The sequence below is a fragment of the Ohtaekwangia koreensis genome (assembly GCF_900167975.1).
Lineage (GTDB): Bacteria > Bacteroidota > Bacteroidia > Cytophagales > Cyclobacteriaceae > Ohtaekwangia > Ohtaekwangia koreensis.
Genome location: NZ_FUZU01000002.1, coordinates 1003337 through 1025972, shown reverse-complemented (window position 1 = coordinate 1025972; position 22636 = coordinate 1003337). Strand labels below are relative to the sequence as shown.

The window sequence follows — 22636 nt, the reverse complement described above, 5'->3', positions numbered from 1 at the left end:
CCTATTTTAGTTTATTGACCAATGCTTTAAGGAATGCGTTGAAAGCAGACTTAAGACCTAATTTACCTTGCTCGTATAGCTCCGCCCGCTCGGCCTGATACCTGTAGAAATCAAACAGATCAGGATGCACTACATCTATGTATCCGGAAGACATTACCTTCAATTGCTCATTTAAAGGATGTCCTTCCTTACAAAAGATTACCATATTCTGTTTGTACCAAACATCTACTTTTTCATTTGCCCAAATTTTGGGACGCAACACATCATATAGTGTATAGTGAACTGCATTGAATTTTTCTTTCCAGAATGAAAGCCATTGTTCATTAATATGATTTTGTCCCCCTTGCTTTGGAATAGCCGCAGAAAATACGATGAGATCGCCATGCCTTACGAGCGTATTAACAAAATGCTCCGCGAATTGTTTATCCAGGTGCTCTGCTACCTCCAATGACATGACCAAGTCAAATTTTCTATCAAGACTCCACGCTTCTCTCAGATCTTGTGCATGAAATTTTTCAAGCGGAATTTGGAGCAGGCTTTTATTCACGTAGCTTCCGTCTACTCCTATATAATCCGTTATACCGAGTTGTTCAAAAGCTTTGAGCCAGGTTCCGATGCCGCATCCAACATCAAGTATACTGGAAGGTTTTATCAAATCAGATATTAACGGAGCAACTTCACGTGGAGCCGTTAGATTGTGAACGTTTTCAGTATGGATGTATAGGGTACTCAATTTTTCTTAATTATATACCCAATTGTATTTCTCCATTGGTATATCCGGCTGGGTGAGTGGACAGCTGAAAGATAGTCATGCACGGCCTTCGTGCAGCCATCCCACGTATAGTAATCGTCCAAAATAACAATCCCTCCCTCTACAACGTACGGGAATAAATTATCAAGACAGGTCTTAATTGAATCATACCAATCGCCATCCAGTCGTAAAATACTTATAGGGTGCTTTTCGTATGCAGGCAAAGTATTCTCAAACCATCCTCTGTATGTTTTATAACGACTATGCTGAGCAAGCTTCATGGCTTCATGTGCAAAAGATTCCTCAGCCGCACAATTGTTATAGTACCCCGGAGAAGTAGTGTCCTGCTGCCAGGCTATAGCCTCTTTACCATCAATGTCTTTTACAGGCGGTAGTCCTTCGAAACTATCAAACAAGTGTATATCTTTTTCTTTACCCAGTACTTCCGCTATAGCCGCGCTCATACCACCGCGCCAAACTCCACACTCTACATAGTGACCTTGTATATTTTTAAAAGCATTGCAGAGTTCAAGATTAAGAGCAAAGTGTTCCTGATGAATCATGGTATAGCGATTGTACTTTTCATACATCTTTGCATAACTATCAAACTCTTTGTTATAGCGTCTGATATCAACTCCACCCAACTGGAGTGCTTTTTTTATCAGTGATTTATCCATTTATGATTCTGGAGTTTGGAACTATAAAACCATTGTTATGTGAATGTGGAAAATTTCTCCCTTTCGCAGGCGACTCAGAGATCTCAAAAGCAACCACTTCTTTTTCCCAGCACATAGTATCTGCGTTGTGTGCTCCGATCCAGACGGATACTTTATATTGGTCTGGAATCATGGGAGGTAACTCAATTTCAGTTTCAATAGTTTGCCCGCCATCGGAAAATTTAATGAAGGGCTGTAACTGCGGGATTGCCTGAAGTATAGGAATGCCAACAGAATTTGAAATATCGTATGCTATAAAAAGATCCTTATGCGCGGACTGAGAAACGATGTTACTTTTAACAGTCAAAGTATAGTTAGGTTGTGCCCCACGAAGATTCAACGCTACCTTATTCAAGTACGCTGCAGAATTACCTGGACTTTTAGGAGTCCACTCGTAACTGTCTGCTCCGTTCGCGGCCACCTGATATTCATGAATGATTTCAGTGATCGGGCCTTCTCTCAAAAGCTTACCTTTATCGAGAAGTATAGCACGCTTGCATAAGTTTCCAACCGCTGCCATGTTGTGACTAACAAACAGAATTGTTTTACCACTCCTGTTCACTGTTTCCATTTTACCAAGACACTTCTTTTGAAATTCTGCATCACCAACGGCAAGCACTTCATCTATTATTAATATCTCAGGTTCGAGGTGTGCGGCCACGGCAAATGCCAATCGAAGCTGCATGCCGCTAGAGTAATGTTTTAGTGGAGTGTCCAAAAATTTTTCCGTACCGCTAAAATCAACGATCTCGTCAAACTTCGCTTTAATCTCTGCATGCTTCATGCCGAGGATTGATCCATTCATGAATATATTCTCTCTGCCTGTCAACTCCTGATGAAAGCCTGTGCCTACTTCGAGCAAGCTTGCAATGCGTCCACGTACTGTAATTCTACCGTTCGTGGGCGGTGTTATGCGCGAAAGAATTTTTAATAAGGTTGATTTTCCTGCACCGTTACGTCCTATAATTCCAACCGATTCACCGGGTTGTATATTAAAGGAGACATCGCGTAACGCCCAAAATTCTTCGGTAGCTTCTTTCGAGCTGAAAAGACTTGATAGTTTATCCCGAAAACTCAAATAAGGTAGTTGCTGATGTTGAATCAGAAACTTCTTAGAGATATTTTGAACTTCTAGTATGGGCTTCATGCAAGGTCTGCAAAAAATAATTCCGTTTTTCTAAAATAGTTAAGCCCCAACAGTAATGATAAAAAGGAAGAGCAGATGCTTATGGCTATTAATATAGGATCTACTACGTCAGTTGTCATGGGTATTCTAAAAAGTGTGATGGCCGCATACATGGGATTGAGTGCCAATATATATTCAAGCACAGAAAGACTTCCGCGGGAAACAGGATATACTATAGGTGTTAAAAAAAATGCTACCTGCATAACAAAGGATACAACAAATCTGAAATCACGATACTTGATCATCAACGCGGCCAACCAACAACCGAGGCCTACGGCCCCGATCAGACTAAGCGCAAATGCCAAAGGCCAGAAAATAACAAGCTCCAGCGCATTGATTGTAACTGGATAAAAGAATAAGAACAGTATAAATAACATTAGCGCAACAACCAGATCCACCAGGGATGCCAATACGGAAGATAGTGGTATTATCAATCTTGGAAAATATATCTTCTTTATAATAGGCGCGTTGAGCACCATGCTGTTGCCTGCGTTGGTAACAGAAGACGAGAAAAAATTCCAAAGTATCAATCCTGAAAAAGCAAACACCGGGTACGGAATTCCTTCTGTCTTAACACCAAGTCGTTGTCCAAAAAAGAAAGTAAAAATCAACATCATGAACAGGGGTTGAAGCATCACCCAGAACACTCCCAAAACAGTCTGCTTGTATTTTACTTTTATATCACGCCAGGTAAAAAAATAAAACAGCTCACGATAACTCCACAACTCCTTAAAATTGAAGGAGAGTCGGTTCGCTGGTTCAATTATCGTCTCGGTGTACGGTTCATTCATAACAAAGGGAATTTTCACTACAACATGTAAGCCATTTTGGGTAATGCTGCACCATAACAAGGCTTCGATAAGTTTTCTAATACCAAGCTTCCCTGTTTGGGATAAAAAAATCGAAGTTGTCTCACAATAACAAAAAGCATCATCAATCGATTTGTTTGCTCGCTTTGAATATTTTTACAAAGGTAATCATGAATGTCATCTTTTTATTCCCTTATCCGCTCGGTGAGTCGCCTTCACAGCGATTCAGATTTGAACAATATTTCAAACTCCTTGAGGATTCCGGCATCCACTGTTATAAACAGTCCTTCTGGAATGAACGCACGTGGAAGATACTCTATAAAAAAGGATACGAGGTCGGAAAGGTGATTGGATTTCTCACCGGAATTTTAAAAAGATTTCAAATCCTTTTTAAACTGAGCAAAGCTGATTACGTTTTTATCCATCGTGAATGTATGCCTGTTGGACCACCAATTTTTGAATGGATCATTTATAAAATATTCAGAAAGAAAATTATTTATGATTTCGATGATGCTATCTGGCTTCCAAATACTTCGCATGAGAATCGTGTGGCATCTTTTATTAAATGGCATTCGAAGACCGAAGCCATTTGTAGATGGAGTTATAAAGTAAGTTGTGGAAATAATTACCTGGTCGATTTTGCAAAACAGTTTAATCCCCAGCCAGTCCTTAATCCTACTACGATTGATACCGAGCAGCATCACAATCCCATACGGTATCCAAAATTGTTTAATGAAAAGATTACTGTCGGCTGGACAGGTTCACACTCAACATTAAAATATCTCGGTTCGATTATCCCTGTATTAAAACAACTTGAGAAAAAATACAACGAGAATTTTCAATTCCTGGTGATTGCAAATAAGAAACCTGATCTCGACTTAAATGATTTTGTCTTTATACCCTGGAAAGAAAATTCAGAGATTGAAGATCTGAGTCAGATCGATATCGGGATAATGCCTTTGACCGATGATATCTGGGCAAAAGGTAAATGTGGATTTAAAGCTTTGCAATATATGGCGCTTGAAATTCCGGCAGTAGCGTCTCCTGTTGGAGTTAATACACAGATTATTGATTCGGGGGTAAATGGTTTTTTATGTACCTCTCAACAAGACTGGTTTGACGCCATCGATAAGCTTATTCAAAACAAAGCGCTTCGTGAATCTATAGGTATACAAGGCAGAAAAAAAGTAATCGAACATTACTCTGTACTTTCAAATTCATCCAACTTCGTTTCTTTATTTTCATAGTATATAAAGATCAATGCTAACGCATAAAAAGGAAGCAAAGGAATTTTATATCGTGACAGTGTTCCGAAGTTAAATGTGGATACGCCTACTGCAAAGGCAAACGTTAAGCTAAACACCATGCAGTAAATTATGTGTGGGTTAAGCAAAGTTGCGAATAATGTAGCGGCCCGCTTAAAGATTACAAAAATAGTTAGTGCCAGTAAGGTGATCGACTCAACAGCAGACATCAGCATAAGTGGATTGCGTACCTCCCAGATATAGGGCCTGAACAACGAAACGTTTATTGCCTGCGGTGCAAGCTTCAAAAGCCCAGAGAATGACCCGTCAAGTTCACCTAATGAATATGTACTTCCAGCATCATGACCGGTAAGGTACGCTATATCATAGGCTGTTATCTTGGCCGTGTTCCCGATTTGCTCCAGCGCATATCGAGGATCGTCTTTACCAACCTGCGCTATAGTAAAGTATCCAGACACTGCAGCAATAATGATCACGAACGGAAGCATCAGAACTTTAAATGCAGTGGATCGCACCTTCGCTAAAGTTGTTGCATAAACCCAAATCATAAGTGCAGGAAGGTAACTCAGTAATATATACTTCTTAATAGAGAAAATGATATAGAAGCAAAGTAACAGCAACAGTGCCTGAACGATATTGAATCGCTTATCAATGAAAATTCTCTTGGTAAGGAGCGTAGCAATTCCAAGGCATGCCAGCGTAATGGTGTCCTTTAAAAGACCCGACCCCCAAAACACAACCGATGGTATAAATAAAGTAGCGATGGCAATCCATCGATGCAACTCGGGTTTCAATTCATAAAAGGCAACGAACAACATCCATAGTCCTATAAAACTAATGATGGAAAAGAGAACTGCTGTTGCGGAATACGAGGAGAATGTAAGCAAGTCAAACACGGCAGCGATCCGGATTACCATGAATGACTGGCGATCGTGAAAAAATGCAATCTTTGAAGAATATTTGTAGATCCCTAATTCATTCGAACCATCACCAAACAACAGCTTGAATCCTGCAGCCGGATCTTCCATGAATGCTTCCCAAATATGACGGCTTCCATACGAATGAAAATTATAGGTGTCACCTCCGCTATAATAAAACTGGTATATAAAGCCGAGCGCAAGAGCACCCAGAATTTTCGCAGTCAATGCGGGAAAAAAATAGGGCCGCGTTACAGAATCCGTTACACTGCTGCGAAGTATATACGCAACGGTATAAACAAGAAGGATAATAATCGGTGTAACTATAAAGTCGCGGAGTTCCAAGTGCTGGTAATCTTCAAAGTATAAAGTTCAAGGTTTATCGGTGATTATACAAACATGAGATTTTCACAGTATGTATTGTATCAATCACCTTTCTCCAATCCTTTCAACCTTCGTTTTGCATCTTTATAAGCTTCGTCTTTGCGACCCGCTTTTTTCTTTACCAGGTTGAACCATCGTTTTGCCTCCGCTTTGTCGCCTTGCTTCTGGGCTATTTCTCCAAGGGCAATCATTGAATACATATAGTAACCTGATTCTGTTGCATCGATCTGCTCAGCGAATTTCATGCATAGCTTATAGTATGCTTTCGCCTCATCCAGTTTTTTACGCGCCTCGTTGATCTGGCCGAGAAAAAATGAAGCATATCTTCCGCTGGTTGCTTCATAACCTACCATACCACTATCAATGCGCATGAGAATATTTTTACACATGGGCTCTGCTTCTGTAAATCGTCCCATCGAATATAGCATCCGTGCATAATACCGGTGGAAATACGGATTGTCTGGGTACGTCTGGTATAGATACTCACTGATCTGAAAAGCACCGAACTGATCATTCTCATAACTGTTCAAGATGCGCATCAACCACACCATTGCTTCCGTGCGTGTATAGAAGGCGTTGTATGATACTTCTTTGAGTTGCTTCAAACCCAAAGCCTTGTCTCCTTTTCTAAAAAACCAAAGCACAGGTTTTAAAGCTGGATAATTTTCCGGAACCCATACGGAGAAATAGTTATAGAGCGCATCTCCAAATAACAGCTCGGGGCTTAAATCTTGTTTCTCTTTGCATTCTTCGAGGTAATCGAGACCGTCTTTTCCGGCAGACGCTGCCTTCCGCCAATTCTTCCGCTCCTCATCTGCGTATAGCCTTCCCTTAAAACCGTATGCTGCTGCAAGAAAAAATGCAGCTTCTGTGCGATACGCGGGATAATCGTCATACAACTTTTCACCTACTTCGATGGTTGAGTCCATATAGGCGAGAAATGTATCATCGTGTGAAGTATCTTTCGTATTCGGCATGATCTTCCACCACTCAATCAGTCCCATTAAAAAATAGGGAAGCGGATGCCAGCGGTAGCGAGCCCGCAGATAATGAAACTGGAATTCTGCTTTCTCAAACTTGAAATTGTATAGATCGTTCAAGGCCTGTGTACATTCCAGCTGAACACTCACACTGGAGAGCAAAATGATCGTTGTATCTTTTCTGGTAGTCAACTGTGCTTTTGAGCCGATCGATGCTACTAATAGAAAAATCACTGTCAAGACTCCACAGAATAACGAACCTTTATACATTTGAAACCCTGAACGCTTTATCATTTATTTATTTTAAACTTTATTAGTCTACGGTTTACAGTCTGCTGTCAGCCGAAATACCCGACTCCTCATGACCACTTTCCCCGAACCCGAAACTAAATCATTCTTTGGTACTGACAAAAGATTGTTATTCGTTCTCTTATGCGTAACAACGTTGCTGCTACTGTACATCAAAATTGCCTTTATTGAAAACGAAACAGCCGCTTTTGAATTTTTGCAAGACCGTCCCGAAGGGATGATTTTACGCTTAATCAGCGGATTAAAACTGTTTTCAGTTCCTATTATTTATCTATGGAAATTCACCGTGATCGCGTTCGTTATCTGGGTGGGTTGCTTTATGTTCGGCTACCGCGTTACATACGGACAATGTTGGGGCGTAGTTATCGGGGCCGAGTATATTTTTTTGGTACCGGAGGTGCTGAAAATCGTATGGTTTATGGTCTTCGAAACGGATCCAGCCTATAACGACATTGGTGCATTTTATCCATTCTCTCTGATGCATTTTTTTGATTATTACGAGATCGATAAACGATGGGCTTATCCTTTACGTGCACTGAATTTATTTGAAGTCGCGTATTGGTTCATGCTGGTTGAAGGCATTCACCACTATGCGCGTAAAGACAAAACGTACGTCTGGATTATCGTGGCGTGCTCGTATATTCTATTATTTGTTTTGTGGCTGGGATTTTATGCAGTGGTATATGATTGAGAGATGTGCCATGTGAAAAGACAGGAAGACCGAAAGTCGGGAAGTCGGAGAGTTAGGATTAGTGTTTCGCTATGGGCTTGCCAACTTTGTGACCTTTTACAGCAAAGTAAAGTATATATAGATAGCAAGGCACCATGATTATGTATGCCAGCCGTGTTCCAGTGGACTCAGAGAGTTTACTATAAAGAAGTGGTAGTATAGCACCTCCGGCAAGTGCCATGATCAGAAGTGCCGAACCGCTTTTCGTAAATCTTCCTAATCCATCAATGGCCAGGGGGAAAATCGCGGGCCACATAAGCGAGTTTGCAAGACCTAGTGATGCAATAAAAAGTACCGAGGTAAATCCATTCGTCACTACTGCGCCAAAAGAAAAGATTACACCGAGTATAGCGCACACGCGTAGAGCAAACGACTGAGAGAAATATTTAGGAATGGTGAATATACCAATAACGTATCCGACCAGCATAAAGAAGAGCGTGATCTGAGTAAAAAATCTGGCCTTAGACAATTCAAATCCTAATGATTTTCCATAGCTGATAATGGTGTCGCCAGCCATTACTTCTACGCCTACATATAGAAAGATTGCTAATGCTCCCAATACTACATGTGGGAATTGCAAAATACTCGTTTTACCTGATATCGTATTCTGCGATGACATATCGTCATCCTCTTCTTTCAGTTCTGGTAATGAGGACAGCATTATGCAAATAGCAAATGCCACGAGTATAACTGCCATTATTGTATACGGAAGTATAACACGACTCGCCAGCTCCTGAAGCATTTCTTGTTTGGCTGCTGCATCCAGGGCAGCAAGTTTTGCTTCGATGCCGTCTGCATCGCTCAGGGCAATATACCCGAATACAAGGCCGGCAAGTATACCTGCACATTTATTAAATATACCCATAATACTGATGCGCTTCGCTGCGCTTTCAATAGGGCCGATTAAAGATATATAGGGGTTTGAGGCAGTTTGTAGCAATGCAAGCCCGGTGCCGATGATGAATAGTCCGATCAAAAACATATTAAAATTTCTTGCATTGGCAGCCGGTATAAATAGCAGCGAGCCAAGGGCCATTATTATTAACCCTAAGGCCATGCCTTTTTTATAGCCGATTTTTCTATGAACGAACGATGATGGTATAGCCATCACAGTATAGGCTATAAAGAATGCCGTAGCTACCAGGAAGGATTCAAAATCACTTTCAAGCTGACAAGCAATTTTCAGATAAGGAATCAAAGTTCCATTCAGCCATGTGAAGAATCCATAGATAAAAAATAAAATGCCGATGATAATCATTGGCATGAAATACTTTTTGGAATCGCTCATGATGCTGGTGAAGGTTTATCTGTAGAGGACGGTAAAAATTGAAGATAAGAAAACATCAGGGAACACCAACAAAAAAACTTACAGTGTATAGTATATCCTGTATGTATATTTAGCAATAAGCGCTGTGTACAATTCACACACAGTTATATCAAAGGGTTCGCGAGCTCAATCGATTCTTCTTCGATCATTTCTCTGCTTCGGACCTACCTTAAGAAAAAAACTTTAATCTCGTCACCGATGCGCTCGACATCGGCCGATGTCATTCCTGGCCACAGAGGAAGGCTCAGGGATGTATTTGCAATTTTCTCAGTCAACGGAAATTCTCCTTTTTTAAAATGTAGTCCGCTATAAGATTGTTGTAAATGCGGAGGTATGGGGTAATGAATCATCGTTTCGATTGCTGCATTCGCCAAATGCTTTTGTAGCCTGTCGCGATGCTCCGTTCGTATTACAAACAAATGATATACATGGTATGCTTCCTTATCAGACAATGGCAGCACTATATCCCCTATACCGTTCAATTGCTCCAGGTAAAGCGAAGCGATCTGTCTGCGTTGTTCATTCCATTCATCGAGGTGTTTCAGTTTGATCCTTAGTACAGCGGCCTGTACTTCATCAAGCCGGGAATTTATTCCTGAACGTACCGCTATATTCTTTTCGGCTAAGCCATAATTTCTAAACTGTTTTACAAACTGGGCCTTGTCTTCATTTGGCGTTGTAACAGCTCCTCCATCACCAAGCGCTCCCAGATTTTTAGTCGGGTAAAAACTTGTTGCATTTACATGACCAAAACTTCCAGTCAGATTTTGCAGCCAACGCGCGCCTTGAGCCTGCGCATTGTCCTCGATAACAAAAAGATTATGTTGCTCAGCCTGCTCCATGATGGCTGTCATGTCGCAAGCCTGGCCATATAGATGTACCGGCAAAATCGCTTTCGTCCTGGCAGTAATCGCAGCTTCGATCCGTGATACATCTATATTAAAGGTGTTCTCATCCGGCTCTACTGGAACAATAGTAGCACCCGTTCTGGTTATGGCAAGCCAGGTAGCGAGGTATGTATGTGCAGGCACGATAACTTCATCGCCCGTCTCAATCCCGCAAGCCAACAAGCTCATCGTCAATGCGTCCAGTCCATTACCAACGCCTACACAAAACGACATCTTGTTATAGGCAGCATACTCTTTTTCAAAAGCTTCCACCTCTTTTCCCAGTATAAACCAGTTCGAGTCGTAAACGCGTTGGATCGCAGCCTGAATTTCCTGCTTCACCGTGTTATGCTGGAGGTCCAGGGATAGAAATGGTATGCGCGGATTATTCATCAGGTCACAGTATAAAAATTAACTTTCGTATTCCAAAGATACACGTCTGCATCACCGGGAGCCGTTCTATAAATCTAATCCACGGAAAAAGTAAAATTTCCATTATTTTCGGGCTTTTATTTTTAGCATCATCTCATACAACATGAATTTTCAGAAAACCAATAACATCACCGGCTGGATCGTTTTTGCCGTTGCCCTCATTACGTATTGGCTCACCATGGAGGAAACCGCCAGCTATTGGGATTGTGGTGAATTTATCTCTGTATCCTATAAATTACAGGTGCCTCACCCTCCCGGAGCTCCGTTCTTTTTATTACTCGGAAGAATGTTTTCTTTCATCGCTCTGGGCGATGTAACTAAAGTTGCTTACTGGATCAACTTCAGCAGTGTACTGGCCAGTGCCTTTACCGCAATGTTCCTCTTCTGGTCAATCGTTTTGTTTGGTCGCAAGCTTATGAAGATCAAAACAGAAGAAGAACTCACGGTTGACAGAATGTGGGTATTGATGGGTGCCGGTCTCATCGGGTCACTCTCCTATACCTTTACAGATTCAGCATGGTTCTCTGCTGTTGAAGCCGAAGTATATGCGATGTCATCTTTCTTCACAGCCTTCGTTGTATGGGCTATGTTAAAGTGGGATGTTATCGAAGATGAGTCCAAAGCAAACCGTTGGCTATTGCTTATATTTTATATGATGGGTCTCTCCATCGGTGTTCACTTGCTGAACCTGGTTACGATCCCTGCGTTGGCACTGATATATTATTTCAAAAAATACAAACCTTCTACCTGGGGTGTAATTGCAGCGATGCTCGTCAGCCTCGGTATCATTTTCCTGATCAACGATATTATTATACCAGGCTTGCCAACCCTTGCCGGTAAATTTGAAATTTTCTTCATCAATACTATAGGCTTGCCGTTCGGTTCAGGTGCCGTGATCTTTACACTACTGTTGTTGGGGGCCTTGGTTTGGGGAATTTACTATTCTCAGAAAAATCAACGTGTGCTATTAAATACTGCACTTAATGCACTTGCTTTTGTTTTGATAGGGTATGCATCGTATGCTCTTGTGGTAATACGTTCTAACGACAATCCTCCGATCGATGAAAACGACCCTTCGGATGTAATGAGCTTCGTAAGCTACCTGAAGCGTGAGCAGTACGGAAGCCGTCCGTTACTATATGGTCCGTACTTTACGGCACAACCGATCGGTATAAAAGAAGGTGGCGCTATCTATAAAAAAGGAAAAGACAAATACGAAATCAAGGATCATAAGTTTGAATACGAATATGAGCCCGGTCAACAAACTATATTTCCACGTATCTATAGCAGTGATCCGGATCATGCACAGATATACCGGGAAAGTCTTGGACTTCGTGAAGGTGAAAAGCCAACCTTCGTTGATAACGTTCGATTCATGGTGAATCACCAGATTGGATGGATGTACGTTCGTTACTTCTTTTTCAACTTCGCGGGGCGTGAGAGTGATATTCAAAATGCAGATTGGATGGGCCCATCACAGTGGTTTGAAGAACTCCCTCCTATTCTGAAAGAAAATCGTGGAAGAAACAATTTCTTCATGATTCCATTTATACTCGGGTTGATCGGAATGTTCTACCAATCCGTTCATAACACCCGTAACTTTGTCGTAGTAGCCTTGTTATTTATACTCACGGGCGTTGCTTTAGTTATATATCTGAACTCACCGCCTACAGAGCCACGCGAGCGTGACTATATCTATACCGGTTCGTATTATGCGTATTGCTTCTGGATTGGTTTCGCTGTGATTGCTATCGCGGAAACATTAGGGAAGTACCTCAAGAATCTGAGAACTGCCGGCATCGTTGCAACCTTGATAGCGCTTCCTGCACCCGTTTTAATGGCCCAGCAAGGATGGGACGATCACAACCGCGCCAACCGTTATTTCTCTGTTGATTCCGCTGTAAACTATTTACAGTCTTGTGCGCAGGATGGAATTCTCTTTACCGGTGGTGATAATGATACCTTCCCGTTATGGTATGCACAGGATGTTGAAGAAGTGCGCCAGGATTTACGTGTTATTGTGTTGAGCTATTACAACACGGATTGGTATATCGAACAGACTACACGCAATGCATATATCTCGAAACCGTTCCCTTATACACTTACGCTCCAGAATTACCGTGACGATAAAACGCAATATATACCGTACTACAATGCGGGTATCAAGCAGATGGATCTGAACAAGTATCTGGAACTGTTACGTGATAACAACAAGAGCTTGTTGAATCCGGAATATCGTGGTGAGCGCTATATGTTGCCTACAAAAGATATAGTATTAAAAGTAGATGTTGATAAAGTAAGAAAACTCGGTATTATTCCGGAAGGAATGGATAGTCTTGTGGTAGCGGAAATGCACTTGCGTGTAAAAGGGAATTCCCTTGAGCGTAAAGATCTGGCCATGCTGGATTTACTGGCAACTGCTAACTGGGAACGTCCCCTCTATGTAAACAACACCTCGCTTGCACAATTCAACGTTGACTTGAGTCGCTATGTAGTACAGGAAGGAAATGCATATCGCATTTTACCGGTACTGAATCCGAAGCCTTTCAATCAATCAGAACTTGTAAATACAAAGGTGAGTTTTGAGAACATGACGAAGAAGTTCCAGTTTAGAAATGTAGATGATCCGTCCGTATACTATACGCAGGATTACCGTAACTTTATTTTGAATCACCGGAGCAGTTTCAATTCTCTCGCAGAAGCATTCATTAAGAAAGGTGACTCTGCTAAAGCACGTGAAGTGTTATTGTTCAGTCTGGCGAAGATGCCGGATGCCTCTATCCGATATGACTATACTTCAGCACAAGCAGTAAGCTTCCTGTTTGAAGTTGGTGAAAAAGAAAAAGCAATTGAAGTTGCCAACACGATGTGGGTTCGTGCCGATCAATTGGCCGACTACTATATCCGTAAGCGTGAGTACGGCCGCGACCTGCAGATCAGCATTGTGATCTTGGGTGAACTGCAAAATGCACTGCATCGCTATGGTGAAGAAGAGTTGGCTAAAAAGATTGAAGATGCATACTCTAAACACACTGCAGCCTTTCAACAACTCGATCGATCAAACTTTTAAAAGATAATAACGAAACCCTTCGGAAACCCCGAAGGGTTTTTTAATCGCTTCATTTATATCCATCATCGCTAAATCTTTTGATTTATCTCCCGTTTGCAGAACTTTACAGGCCGAGCTATATTAAGCCGGCTATTTTGTGAACAAAATCGCTGCTATAATTCTGACGTTCTATTCGATATCCATGCTGAGCTATGGATCGCTGGAGATGACGCACGATCTATTGCACTGGATGGCAAGCCACTATCACTCAGGAATTCATGATCACGATCATGGTCATCACCATACTTTTCAGGATCACGAGCATCACCACGATCATGTTGCACAAGATGACTCTCACGATGCGGACCAAACTGAGTTGCCTTTCTTAATTCACTTCTTCGGTTATTATCAGCAGGAAACTAAGTTTCAGTTCTATAGATCCTTATCAGAGATTCTTGAAAGTAACAACGTTTTCCCTTTGAAGTATATCTATAAAACACCGCCTACACCACCACCGATCGCGGCCTGACAACCACCTGATGAAGTGTATCTCTGTTGATACATTTTTTCGACAGCACACTTCGTCATATACTATATTTTATAGAGACCAATTAAAGAGACACGCTGCATTCTTTGCGAAGCACTGTGCCTTACTGGATTCTCTGTAAGTGAAGCTTATTTTTTATTGACTAATTCATATACAAATGAAATATTACCTGCTTCATTTCGGTGTGTTTTTGTTTGCGTTGTCTAATGCACAAGCACAAGGAACATTTACTGGAGTGATCACAGATTCAGCTAATGTACCGCTGACAGATGTGAATATTTACATTCACCAATTGAAACGTGGTGCTGCTACCGATAAGTTTGGTCGCTTTAAAATCCAAAACGTGCCCCCCGGTCAGTATGATATCAGTATATCGTTCATCGGGTATATATCTTCATCAAAAACCATTGAAATCAAAGAAGAAGAAGTTACTGCCATTAAAGAAGCCTTATCACCTGGAGGTTTACTTTTATCCGACGTGGTGATAACAGATCAGATTGATCGGGACGTCAACACGATTGCACAGATTGATATCAAGCTCCGCCCTATCAATACGTCTCAGGATATACTCCGTATGGTACCTGGTCTATTCATTGCCCAGCACGCTGGCGGAGGTAAAGCGGAACAAATCTTTCTGCGCGGATTTGATATAGACCACGGAACGGACATCAACCTTGAAGTTGATGGGCTACCCGTAAACATGGTATCGCACGCGCATGGACAAGGATATTCAGATCTTCATTTTCTTATTCCTGAAATTGTAGAGCATGTTGATTTCAACAAGGGCCCTTACTATGCGGATAAAGGAAACTTTACTACCGCTGGCTATGCTTCATTCATTACAAAAGATGTACTTGATCAGAATCTGGCAAAAATAGAAGGAGGCAAATTTGGAACATTACGAAATGTAAATGCTATTAATCTTTTAAAGGACACAAAAGAAGAAAGAAAAAGCAGCCTATATATAGCATCAGAATTCTTTCGTACGGATGGATACCTTGACAACAACCAGCATTTCAATCGACTGAACCTGATGAGTAGATATAGCACTCGTATCAACGACAACGAGATGCTGACCATCGGGCTTTCAACCTTTACCAGCAGTTGGGACGCTTCCGGTCAAATTCCAGAACGGGCTGTTGAAAGTGGAGAGATTACACGTTTCGGCTCAATCGATCCTACAGAAGGCGGTGAGACTTCGCGCACCAATGCCTGGGTAAAGTATATAAATACGCAAACCGATGGAGGCATTTTTGAAAATCAATTATACTATACCAAGTATGATTTTAATCTTATTTCCAATTTCACTTTCTTCCTGAATGATCCTGTCAATGGTGATCAGATCACACAACGTGAATCAAGGAATATCTATGGGTATCATGGAAGTTACTCGCGGGAATCGCAGTTAGGAAACAAATCACTGCAAAGCAAAATCGGTATTGGATTTCGGTACGATGATGTCAATGATATACATCTGTATCATACCCGATCGCGAAAACAATTTCTGAATGATGTATCGCGTGGTGACATCGATGAAACCAATCTATTTGCCTATATAAATGAGAAGCTTTATTTAACCCCTAGGCTTTCGTTGAATGCTGCGATGCGATTAGATCATTTCACGTTCAACTATGCCGATGCCCTTACTCCAGACTATAAACGACAAAGTATAAGCAAATCCATTCTTACTCCCAAGTTCAATGTAAGCTATACTGTAACACAAAATATAAACTTGTTCGTCAAGAGTGGTATTGGATTTCATTCAAACGATACGCGTGTAGTGGCAGTTCAAAGCGGTGAAGAAATTTTATCGAAAGCTTATGGTATAGATATAGGCGGCACGTTTAAAATTGGCAATCATATACTCGTAAACACGGCTCTCTGGAGACTTGACCTCGACCAGGAATTTGTTTACGTAGGCGATGAAGGAATTGTAGAACCGAGCGGCAAAACTTCCCGACAAGGAATAGATCTGTCAGTCCGATACCAGATTGTTCCCTGGCTTTATCTGGATACCGATGTAAATTTAACCGATCCGAAAGCTGAAGATTCTCCGGAAGGACAAGACTATATTCCGCTGGCACCGACATTTACCAGTATAGGTGGGCTAACATTCCGGATGAAGAATGGACTGAATGGAAGTCTGCGCTATCGTTACCAGGGAGACCGCGCTGCGAATGAAGATAATACCGTTGTTGCGAAAGGATATTTTCTGGCAGATGCAGTCCTAAAGTATACGCGGCCGCGTTTCGAACTCAGCCTTACAACTGAAAACATTTTCAATGTGGCCTGGAAAGAAGCGCAGTTCGATACGGAGTCAAGATTGTATACCGAAACGAATCCGGTTTCAGAAATCAATTTTACACCGGGAACTCCCTTCTTTTTTAAAGCGGGTGTCAGCTTCTTCTTTTAGTGAAGAGATTACTCTATCCTATTGATAAAGTCCATGATCAATCGTGAACTTTATCATTCCTGGTTTCCAAAAGTAAAGCTTATTTTTGCGCCTCCACTCAACATGTAACATCGCGAAATCATATATATGACCAATAACCTGAGTAGATTAAAAGAGGAGATCGAGCCTTTACGTCAACAATTAATTAATCATCCTATCTATAGAAAGATTAACACGCTTCATGATCTGAATGTGTTTATGGATCACCATGTATTTGCTGTGTGGGATTTCATGTCGTTGTTAAAATCATTACAACGTCAGTTAACCTGTATTGACATCCCATGGATACCAACAGGCAATGCTGCCACGCGTTATCTCATTAATGAAATTGTAACAGGAGAAGAAAGTGATGTTGATCAGGAGGGAAACCGGGTCAGTCACTTTGAACTATACCTTCAGGCGATGAAACAAGCAGGTTGCAATATATCTATCATAACAAGTTTAACAGATAAACTGCAAAAGGGGTTGTCACTTCCTATAGCATTGCAAGATCGTGCTATACCTCAGCCAGCGTTAGATTTCATTCAGAATACATTTGATACTATCAATTCCGGCAAATCTTTTTTACAGGCTGCTGTATTTACTTTTGGCCGCGAAGATCTTATCCCGGGAATGTTTATATCGCTGGTTAAAGAAATCAACACGCAAACAAAAGATCGTATCTCGATCTTCCAGTATTATCTCGAGCGGCATATTGAAGTCGATGGCGATCATCATTCACACCTTGCACAGGAAATGACCATTCAACTTTGTGGAGCGGATGAGGACAAGTGGAAGGAAGCAACAGAGGCTGTTAAAAATTCACTTACCGCTAGAATAAACTTATGGAATTCCATTCAATCTGAAATCCAGAAAAAGAACAAGCTGGTATCAGCCTTATAGTGACAACTAAATTATCGATGTACCTATAAAACAAAAAGCCCACTTGCGTGGGCTTTTTTGTTTTCGTGTTTGCTATACTATATATGTATCACTTCACCATAGGCAGCAGCAGCTGCTTCCATGATCGCCTCACTCATAGTAGGGTGAGGGTGAACCGATTTAATAATTTCATGTCCTGTAGTTTCCAGTTTACGGGCAGCAACTACTTCTGCAATCATTTCCGTTACGTTGGCACCAATAAAGTGAGCACCTAACCATTCTCCATATTTAGCATCGAAGATCACCTTTACAAAACCATCCGTTGCTCCGGCTGCTTTTGCTTTACCGGATGCTGTGAATGGAAACTTACCTACTTTAATTTCATAGCCCGCTTTCTTGGCTCCTTCTTCTGTATATCCAACCGAAGCGATTTCAGGTGTGCAATATGTGCAGCCAGGTATATTGTTATAGTTAAGCGGCTCAGGATTCTTACCGGCAATCTTCTCAACACAAATTATACCTTCAGCCGATGCAACGTGCGCCAAAGCCTGTCCTTTAACAATATCGCCTATAGCATATACTCCAGCAACGTTTGTTTTATAGAAGTCATCAACGATAACTTTTCCTTTTTCAGTTTTCACACCTACATCTTCAAGGCCTATACCTTCAAGATTGGTTGCAACACCTACCGCAGAAAGAACAATGTCCGCTTCAAGTTTAATTTCTCCGTCCGGAGTTTTCACTGTAGCTACACATCCTTTACCAGCTGTATCTACTTTTGTTACTTCCGAATTCACATAGATCTTCATTCCTTCTTTCTTGAAGATCTTATCTAATGTCTTAGAAACTTCTTCATCTTCTACCGGCACGATGCGCGGCAGGAATTCAACGATCGTAACTTCAACACCCAATGCATTATAGAAGTAAGCAAACTCAACACCTATAGCGCCTGATCCTACTACCAATAATTTCTTTGGCATTTCTTTCAGCACCATTGCTTCGCGATATCCTATAATTTTTTTACCATCGATCTTCATGCTTGGCAATTCACGTGAGCGGCCTCCTGTTGCAACGATGATATGTTTCGCTTCGTAATCAGCTTTTTTACCGGCAGCATCTGTTACTTCAACTTTTCCGCCTTTCTTCAGCTTACCAAAACCTTCGATCAGATCGATCTTATTTTTCTTGAACAAGAACTGTACACCTTTACTATTGCTGGCCGCAACATCACGGCTTCGCTTTATAATACCATCGAAATCTGCTTTGAAGTCCTTTACTTCAATACCATAATCTTTTGCATGCTTGATGTATTCAAAAACATTTGCACTCTTTAACAAAGCTTTCGTAGGGATACAACCCCAGTTCAAACAGATACCTCCAATTTCAGCTTTCTCTACCACACCCACTTTCATTCCCAGTTGAGACGCCCGAATAGCAGCCACATATCCGCCAGGACCACTCCCGATTACGATCAGATCATATTTTGACATAGCATAGTATTTAAAATTCGCTGCCAAAGATAATCGCTGACGCTACATTTACATAAACGTTTAAAAAAGGATTGCTTACAATATGCATTTAATCTGATTTTACAGGAATTGTCTATTTTTGAGCGCTTATTCTGACAGGCAGATGGCTTGTAACGCTAAATCTTGATTTTAAAACATGAAACTTTTACAGGGAAAAACTGCCCTCGTTACCGGGGCTTCAAAAGGTATCGGAAGATCAATCGCGTTAAAATACGCTGAGCAAGGAGCTAACGTTGCTTTTACATATTTGTCCAGTGTAGAACAAGGACAAGCCCTCGAAGCGGAACTTACCGCCAAAGGTGTAAAAGCAAAGGGCTACAGGTCTGATGCTTCAGATTATGCTCAGGCAGAAAAATTAGTAAATGATGTGGTTGCTGATTTCGGTTCGCTCGATGTGTTAGTGAACAATGCCGGTATAACACAAGATAATTTATTGCTGCGCATGACAGAAGAGATGTGGGATAAGGTTATTAACGTTAACCTGAAGTCGTGCTTCAATACCGTGAAGGCTGCTACTAAACCGATGATGAAACAAAAGAGCGGTTCCATTATTAACATGACTTCGGTTGTGGGAATAAAAGGAAATGCAGGTCAGGCTAACTATGCTGCATCAAAGGCTGGTATCATTGGCTTTACTAAATCTGTTGCTTTGGAATTAGGCTCACGCGGAATTCGTTCCAACGCTATTGCTCCTGGTTTTATCGAAACTGAAATGACTGCTGTACTCGATCCGAAAACGGTTCAGACATGGCGCGATGCTATTCCTCTAAAACGTGGTGGCAAACCAGAAGATGTTGCTGACGCCTGTGTTTTTCTTGGATCTGATATGTCAACCTATATTTCAGGACAAGTCCTTCAGGTTGATGGTGGAATGCTGACCTAAGCTAATTTTTACGAGTTACAGCTTCGGGGTCCCGAACGTATTCGTTACTATATATGAGTGCATGCTTTAAAAGCGTGCACTCTTTTTTATATACTTCATGCAGATATAGTATATCCTGACTCAACGTTATAGTTTAACAGTTCGAGCATTCCTCATGTTGCCCATGCCTTCCCTACTTCTGTTACCGGAACGCATCCCTTGTAAGGACCAGGTGCTTGATTGTATTGCAGTACTTGTGTTGCTCCTGCCTGGCTCGTAAAGAAACCCAGGAGTGCAAGCTCTTTCATCTCCAGTATAAAGGGCTTCTCTCCTCCGCTTCCAGCACGCCACCATCCAAAAGATCCGCCACCTGTTGAATTCGCGAGTGCTGCTTCGTGATGTTTCTTTACAAGTGCTATTTGTTCTTCGGGCTTGCATTCTGCAAAACGATCACCGTATGTTTTTTTCGCTTCTTCGTCAAAAGCGGCTAGTCCTTTTACGAATCTATCTTTATCGGCCTGCGGATATACTTCTTTCAACATACCATCAATAAAAGCAGGGACACCTGCGTCCTTTGCTCCTGGTGTTGTTGTCTTCGGAATTAATACTTCCGCTAATTCGGCAACGAGCAATGCCTGCTCGGGTGTAAAAAATTCAGGTGTATAGGTGAGTTCAGGAGCAGCCTTGCAACCCTGCAGCATCCCTAACAATGCCGGGCCAGTAACAGCATACCCGAGGGCAAGCGCTGTTCTTTGTAATACTTCTCGTCTGTTCATTATCGTATTTCTTTAAAGATATATAGTTCACGTACTCGTATCGGTTCAATGCTATATCTATAGCTATTGAACCTTGTTCTTCTAAATTACAGGTTTCTCTTTTTCAATTCACTTACAGCGTAATCTGCAGCGCGTGCCGTAAGCGCCATATAGGTTAACGATGGATTTTGGCAGGCAGAGGATGTCATCGCGGCACCATCGGTAACAAAAACATTTGGCGCATCATGCACTTGATTCCATTTATTCAACACGGATGTTTTCGGATCTTTACCCATGCGTGCAGTTCCCATCTCATGAATACCCAAGCCCATATTATCAGCTACATCATATGTTCTTACATTTTTAAAGCCCGAGGCTTCAAGCATTTCTGCAGCGGAAGCTTTCATGTCTTTGCGCATCGCCTTCTCATTCTCTTTCCACTCGGCATCGATGTTCAACGTAGGCAATCCATATATATCTTTCTTGTCTTTGTTGATCGATACTTTATTTTCATGATAGGGTAAACATTCACCAAAGCCCGTGATACCGATTTTCCAAGGACCCGGATTTTCCAAAGCACTTTTAAGATCAGCACCAAACGACATCTCAGCAACGCCACGTGCCCAGCTCTCTCGACTTGCACCTCCCTGGTATCCAAAGCCTCTTAGAAAATCAGTACGTTTATCGTTGCCTATATTTCGGAAACGTGGTATATATATACCATTGGGTCTGCGCCCCACATAGTATTTATCATCAAATCCTTCTACATCTGCTTCAGCACCGGTGCGGTATTGATGATCCATTAAGTTATGCCCCAGTTGTCCGCTGCTGTTACCCAGTCCGTTGGGATGATTCGGAGATGTAGAATTCAGCAGAATAAATGTACTTCCCAATGTAGATGCGTTGAGGAAAATGATCTTCGCATAAAATTCAATCTCTTCTTTTGTATTGGCATCCAGTACACGAACGCCTATAGCTTTTCCTTTCTTTTCATCGTATATAACAGAGTGTACAATAGAATGAGGACGCAACGTCATGTTACCGGTTTTTATAGCTGCTGGTAATGTTGAAGCATTGCTACTGAAGTATGCACCATACGGGCACCCGCGATCGCACATGTTACGCGACTGACAAACACCGCGGCTTGGATCGTGCGGAAGTGCAGCTGTTAAGTGTGCCACGCGACCTATAGTAACCTTCCTTCCGTTAAACTTTTCAGAAAGCTTATCGCGAAAAACTTCTTCCACGCAATTTAATTCCATAGGAGGAAGAAACTTTCCATCGGGGAGATGTGGAATGCCTTCCATCTGACCGCTTACTCCTATATACGATTCAACATGATCGTACCACGGAGCAAGATCTTTATACCGGATTGGCCAATCAACACCAATACCTTCTTTCGCATTGGCATCAAAATCAAGATCAGATAAACGATACGTTTGCTTACCCCACATAATGGAACGACCTCCTGCATGATAGCCGCGGATCCAATCGAAAGGTTTAACTTCTGTGTATGGATTTTCAAAATCGTTTACCCACCAATGTTTATTTGCCTGGTTCACCCAATTCGTTCGGGATTGCACCGGATAAAATTTCAGTTGTTCTTCCGTAAGTTTATTTGCGTGTGGCAACTGCCATGGATCTTTTGTCATGGTAGGATAATCAACCTGATGCTTTACATCGCGACCGCGTTCAAGCACAAGTGTTTTTAATCCTTTCTGTGTGAGTTCTTTGGCAGCCCAACCTCCGCTAATGCCAGTACCTACTACAATGGCATCATAGGTGTTTTGCTTTTGCGCTTCAATATTCAGGTTCATAGTTCTGGTAGAGTTTGAAAGTGAAGTTAACGACTTAATACTCGTTTGAAAATATTTAAACAGCTTTTTAT

General features: G+C 41.6%; 18 protein-coding genes. 7 read left to right on the top strand and 11 right to left on the bottom strand.

Annotated features, from left to right (window positions below; genetic code table 11):
- Window position 1: 1 nt before the first annotated feature.
- The 4 genes from B5Y40_RS17390 to B5Y40_RS17375 are packed head-to-tail and all read right to left on the bottom strand — an operon-like array spanning window position 2 to window position 3444.
- Window positions 2–733: a class I SAM-dependent methyltransferase gene (locus B5Y40_RS17390; RefSeq protein WP_079688048.1), complete on the bottom strand. Its 732-nt coding sequence runs from the start codon at window positions 731–733 to the stop codon at window positions 2–4.
- Window positions 730–1428 carry a TylF/MycF/NovP-related O-methyltransferase gene (locus tag B5Y40_RS17385; protein WP_079688047.1) on the bottom strand — a complete coding sequence of 233 codons (699 nt, stop codon included), beginning with the start codon at window positions 1426–1428 and terminating at the stop codon, window positions 730–732. Before B5Y40_RS17385 ends, B5Y40_RS17390 begins: the two co-directional genes overlap by 4 nt.
- Complete coding sequence (locus B5Y40_RS17380; protein ID WP_079688046.1) at window positions 1421–2614, bottom strand: ABC transporter ATP-binding protein; 1194 nt, start codon at window positions 2612–2614, stop codon at window positions 1421–1423. The genes B5Y40_RS17385 and B5Y40_RS17380 overlap by 8 nt, the downstream gene beginning before the upstream one ends.
- A complete protein-coding gene (locus tag B5Y40_RS17375; RefSeq protein ID WP_079688045.1) occupies window positions 2611–3444 on the bottom strand; it encodes an ABC transporter permease in 834 nt (277 codons plus the stop codon). The genes B5Y40_RS17380 and B5Y40_RS17375 overlap by 4 nt, the downstream gene beginning before the upstream one ends.
- Window positions 3445–3632: 188 nt before the next feature.
- On the opposite strand from B5Y40_RS17375, the gene B5Y40_RS17370 reads away from it, so the two are divergent.
- Window positions 3633–4709: a glycosyltransferase gene (locus tag B5Y40_RS17370; RefSeq protein ID WP_079688044.1), complete on the top strand. Its 1077-nt coding sequence runs from the start codon at window positions 3633–3635 to the stop codon at window positions 4707–4709.
- Here B5Y40_RS17370 and B5Y40_RS17365 read toward each other — a convergent pair.
- Both B5Y40_RS17365 and B5Y40_RS17360 read right to left on the bottom strand, forming a co-directional pair.
- Window positions 4661–5989 carry a hypothetical protein gene (locus B5Y40_RS17365; protein WP_079688043.1) on the bottom strand — a complete coding sequence of 443 codons (1329 nt, stop codon included), beginning with the start codon at window positions 5987–5989 and terminating at the stop codon, window positions 4661–4663. The two genes, B5Y40_RS17370 and B5Y40_RS17365, sit on opposite strands and share 49 nt — an antisense overlap.
- An 80-nt stretch (window positions 5990–6069) precedes the next feature.
- Complete coding sequence (locus tag B5Y40_RS17360; RefSeq protein WP_245840608.1) at window positions 6070–7302, bottom strand: tetratricopeptide repeat protein; 1233 nt, start codon at window positions 7300–7302, stop codon at window positions 6070–6072.
- 67 nt (window positions 7303–7369) lie between these two features.
- On the opposite strand from B5Y40_RS17360, the gene B5Y40_RS17355 reads away from it, so the two are divergent.
- Window positions 7370–8008 (top strand): hypothetical protein, encoded by a 639-nt coding sequence (locus tag B5Y40_RS17355; protein WP_079688041.1) that lies wholly within the window; start codon window positions 7370–7372, stop codon window positions 8006–8008.
- A 58-nt stretch (window positions 8009–8066) separates the two neighbouring features.
- Here the strand turns inward: B5Y40_RS17355 and B5Y40_RS17350 are convergent, their stop codons facing one another.
- Both B5Y40_RS17350 and B5Y40_RS17345 read right to left on the bottom strand, forming a co-directional pair.
- The gene (locus B5Y40_RS17350; RefSeq protein ID WP_079688040.1) at window positions 8067–9335 is read right to left on the bottom strand and encodes a sugar MFS transporter; all 1269 of its coding nucleotides are present in this window, start codon (window positions 9333–9335) and stop codon (window positions 8067–8069) included.
- Window positions 9336–9538: 203 nt separating this feature from the next.
- Window positions 9539–10654: a DegT/DnrJ/EryC1/StrS family aminotransferase gene (locus B5Y40_RS17345; RefSeq protein WP_079688039.1), complete on the bottom strand. Its 1116-nt coding sequence runs from the start codon at window positions 10652–10654 to the stop codon at window positions 9539–9541.
- Window positions 10655–10796: 142 nt separating this feature from the next.
- Here B5Y40_RS17345 and B5Y40_RS17340 point away from each other — a divergent pair, with 142 nt between their 5' ends.
- From B5Y40_RS17340 to B5Y40_RS17325, 4 genes are all read left to right on the top strand, one after another.
- Window positions 10797–13763, top strand: coding sequence for a glycosyltransferase family 117 protein (locus B5Y40_RS17340; protein ID WP_079688038.1), 2967 nt, complete (start codon window positions 10797–10799; stop codon window positions 13761–13763).
- A 136-nt stretch (window positions 13764–13899) separates the two neighbouring features.
- A complete protein-coding gene (locus B5Y40_RS29785; protein ID WP_079688037.1) occupies window positions 13900–14271 on the top strand; it encodes a hypothetical protein in 372 nt (123 codons plus the stop codon).
- 175 nt (window positions 14272–14446) lie between these two features.
- On the top strand, window positions 14447–16702 hold the full coding sequence (locus B5Y40_RS17330; RefSeq protein ID WP_079688036.1) for a TonB-dependent receptor: 2256 nt from the start codon (window positions 14447–14449) through the stop codon (window positions 16700–16702).
- Between the two features lie 126 nt (window positions 16703–16828).
- On the top strand, window positions 16829–17623 hold the full coding sequence (locus tag B5Y40_RS17325; protein WP_079688035.1) for a DUF3050 domain-containing protein: 795 nt from the start codon (window positions 16829–16831) through the stop codon (window positions 17621–17623).
- Between the two features lie 77 nt (window positions 17624–17700).
- Here B5Y40_RS17325 and lpdA read toward each other — a convergent pair whose 3' ends face one another.
- Entirely contained in the window at window positions 17701–19092 is a 1392-nt protein-coding gene (gene lpdA / locus B5Y40_RS17320) for a dihydrolipoyl dehydrogenase (protein WP_079688034.1), read from the bottom strand.
- Between the two features lie 175 nt (window positions 19093–19267).
- Here lpdA and fabG point away from each other — a divergent pair, with 175 nt between their 5' ends.
- Window positions 19268–20014, top strand: a complete 747-nt coding sequence (fabG, locus tag B5Y40_RS17315) for a 3-oxoacyl-[acyl-carrier-protein] reductase (RefSeq protein WP_079688033.1) — start codon at window positions 19268–19270, stop codon at window positions 20012–20014.
- A 152-nt stretch (window positions 20015–20166) separates the two neighbouring features.
- Here the strand turns inward: fabG and B5Y40_RS17310 are convergent, their stop codons facing one another.
- Window positions 20167–20769 carry a gluconate 2-dehydrogenase subunit 3 family protein gene (locus B5Y40_RS17310; protein ID WP_079688032.1) on the bottom strand — a complete coding sequence of 201 codons (603 nt, stop codon included), beginning with the start codon at window positions 20767–20769 and terminating at the stop codon, window positions 20167–20169.
- Window positions 20770–20855: 86 nt separating this feature from the next.
- On the bottom strand, window positions 20856–22565 hold the full coding sequence (locus tag B5Y40_RS17305) for a GMC oxidoreductase (protein WP_079688031.1): 1710 nt from the start codon (window positions 22563–22565) through the stop codon (window positions 20856–20858).
- Window positions 22566–22636: the final 71 nt, after the last annotated feature.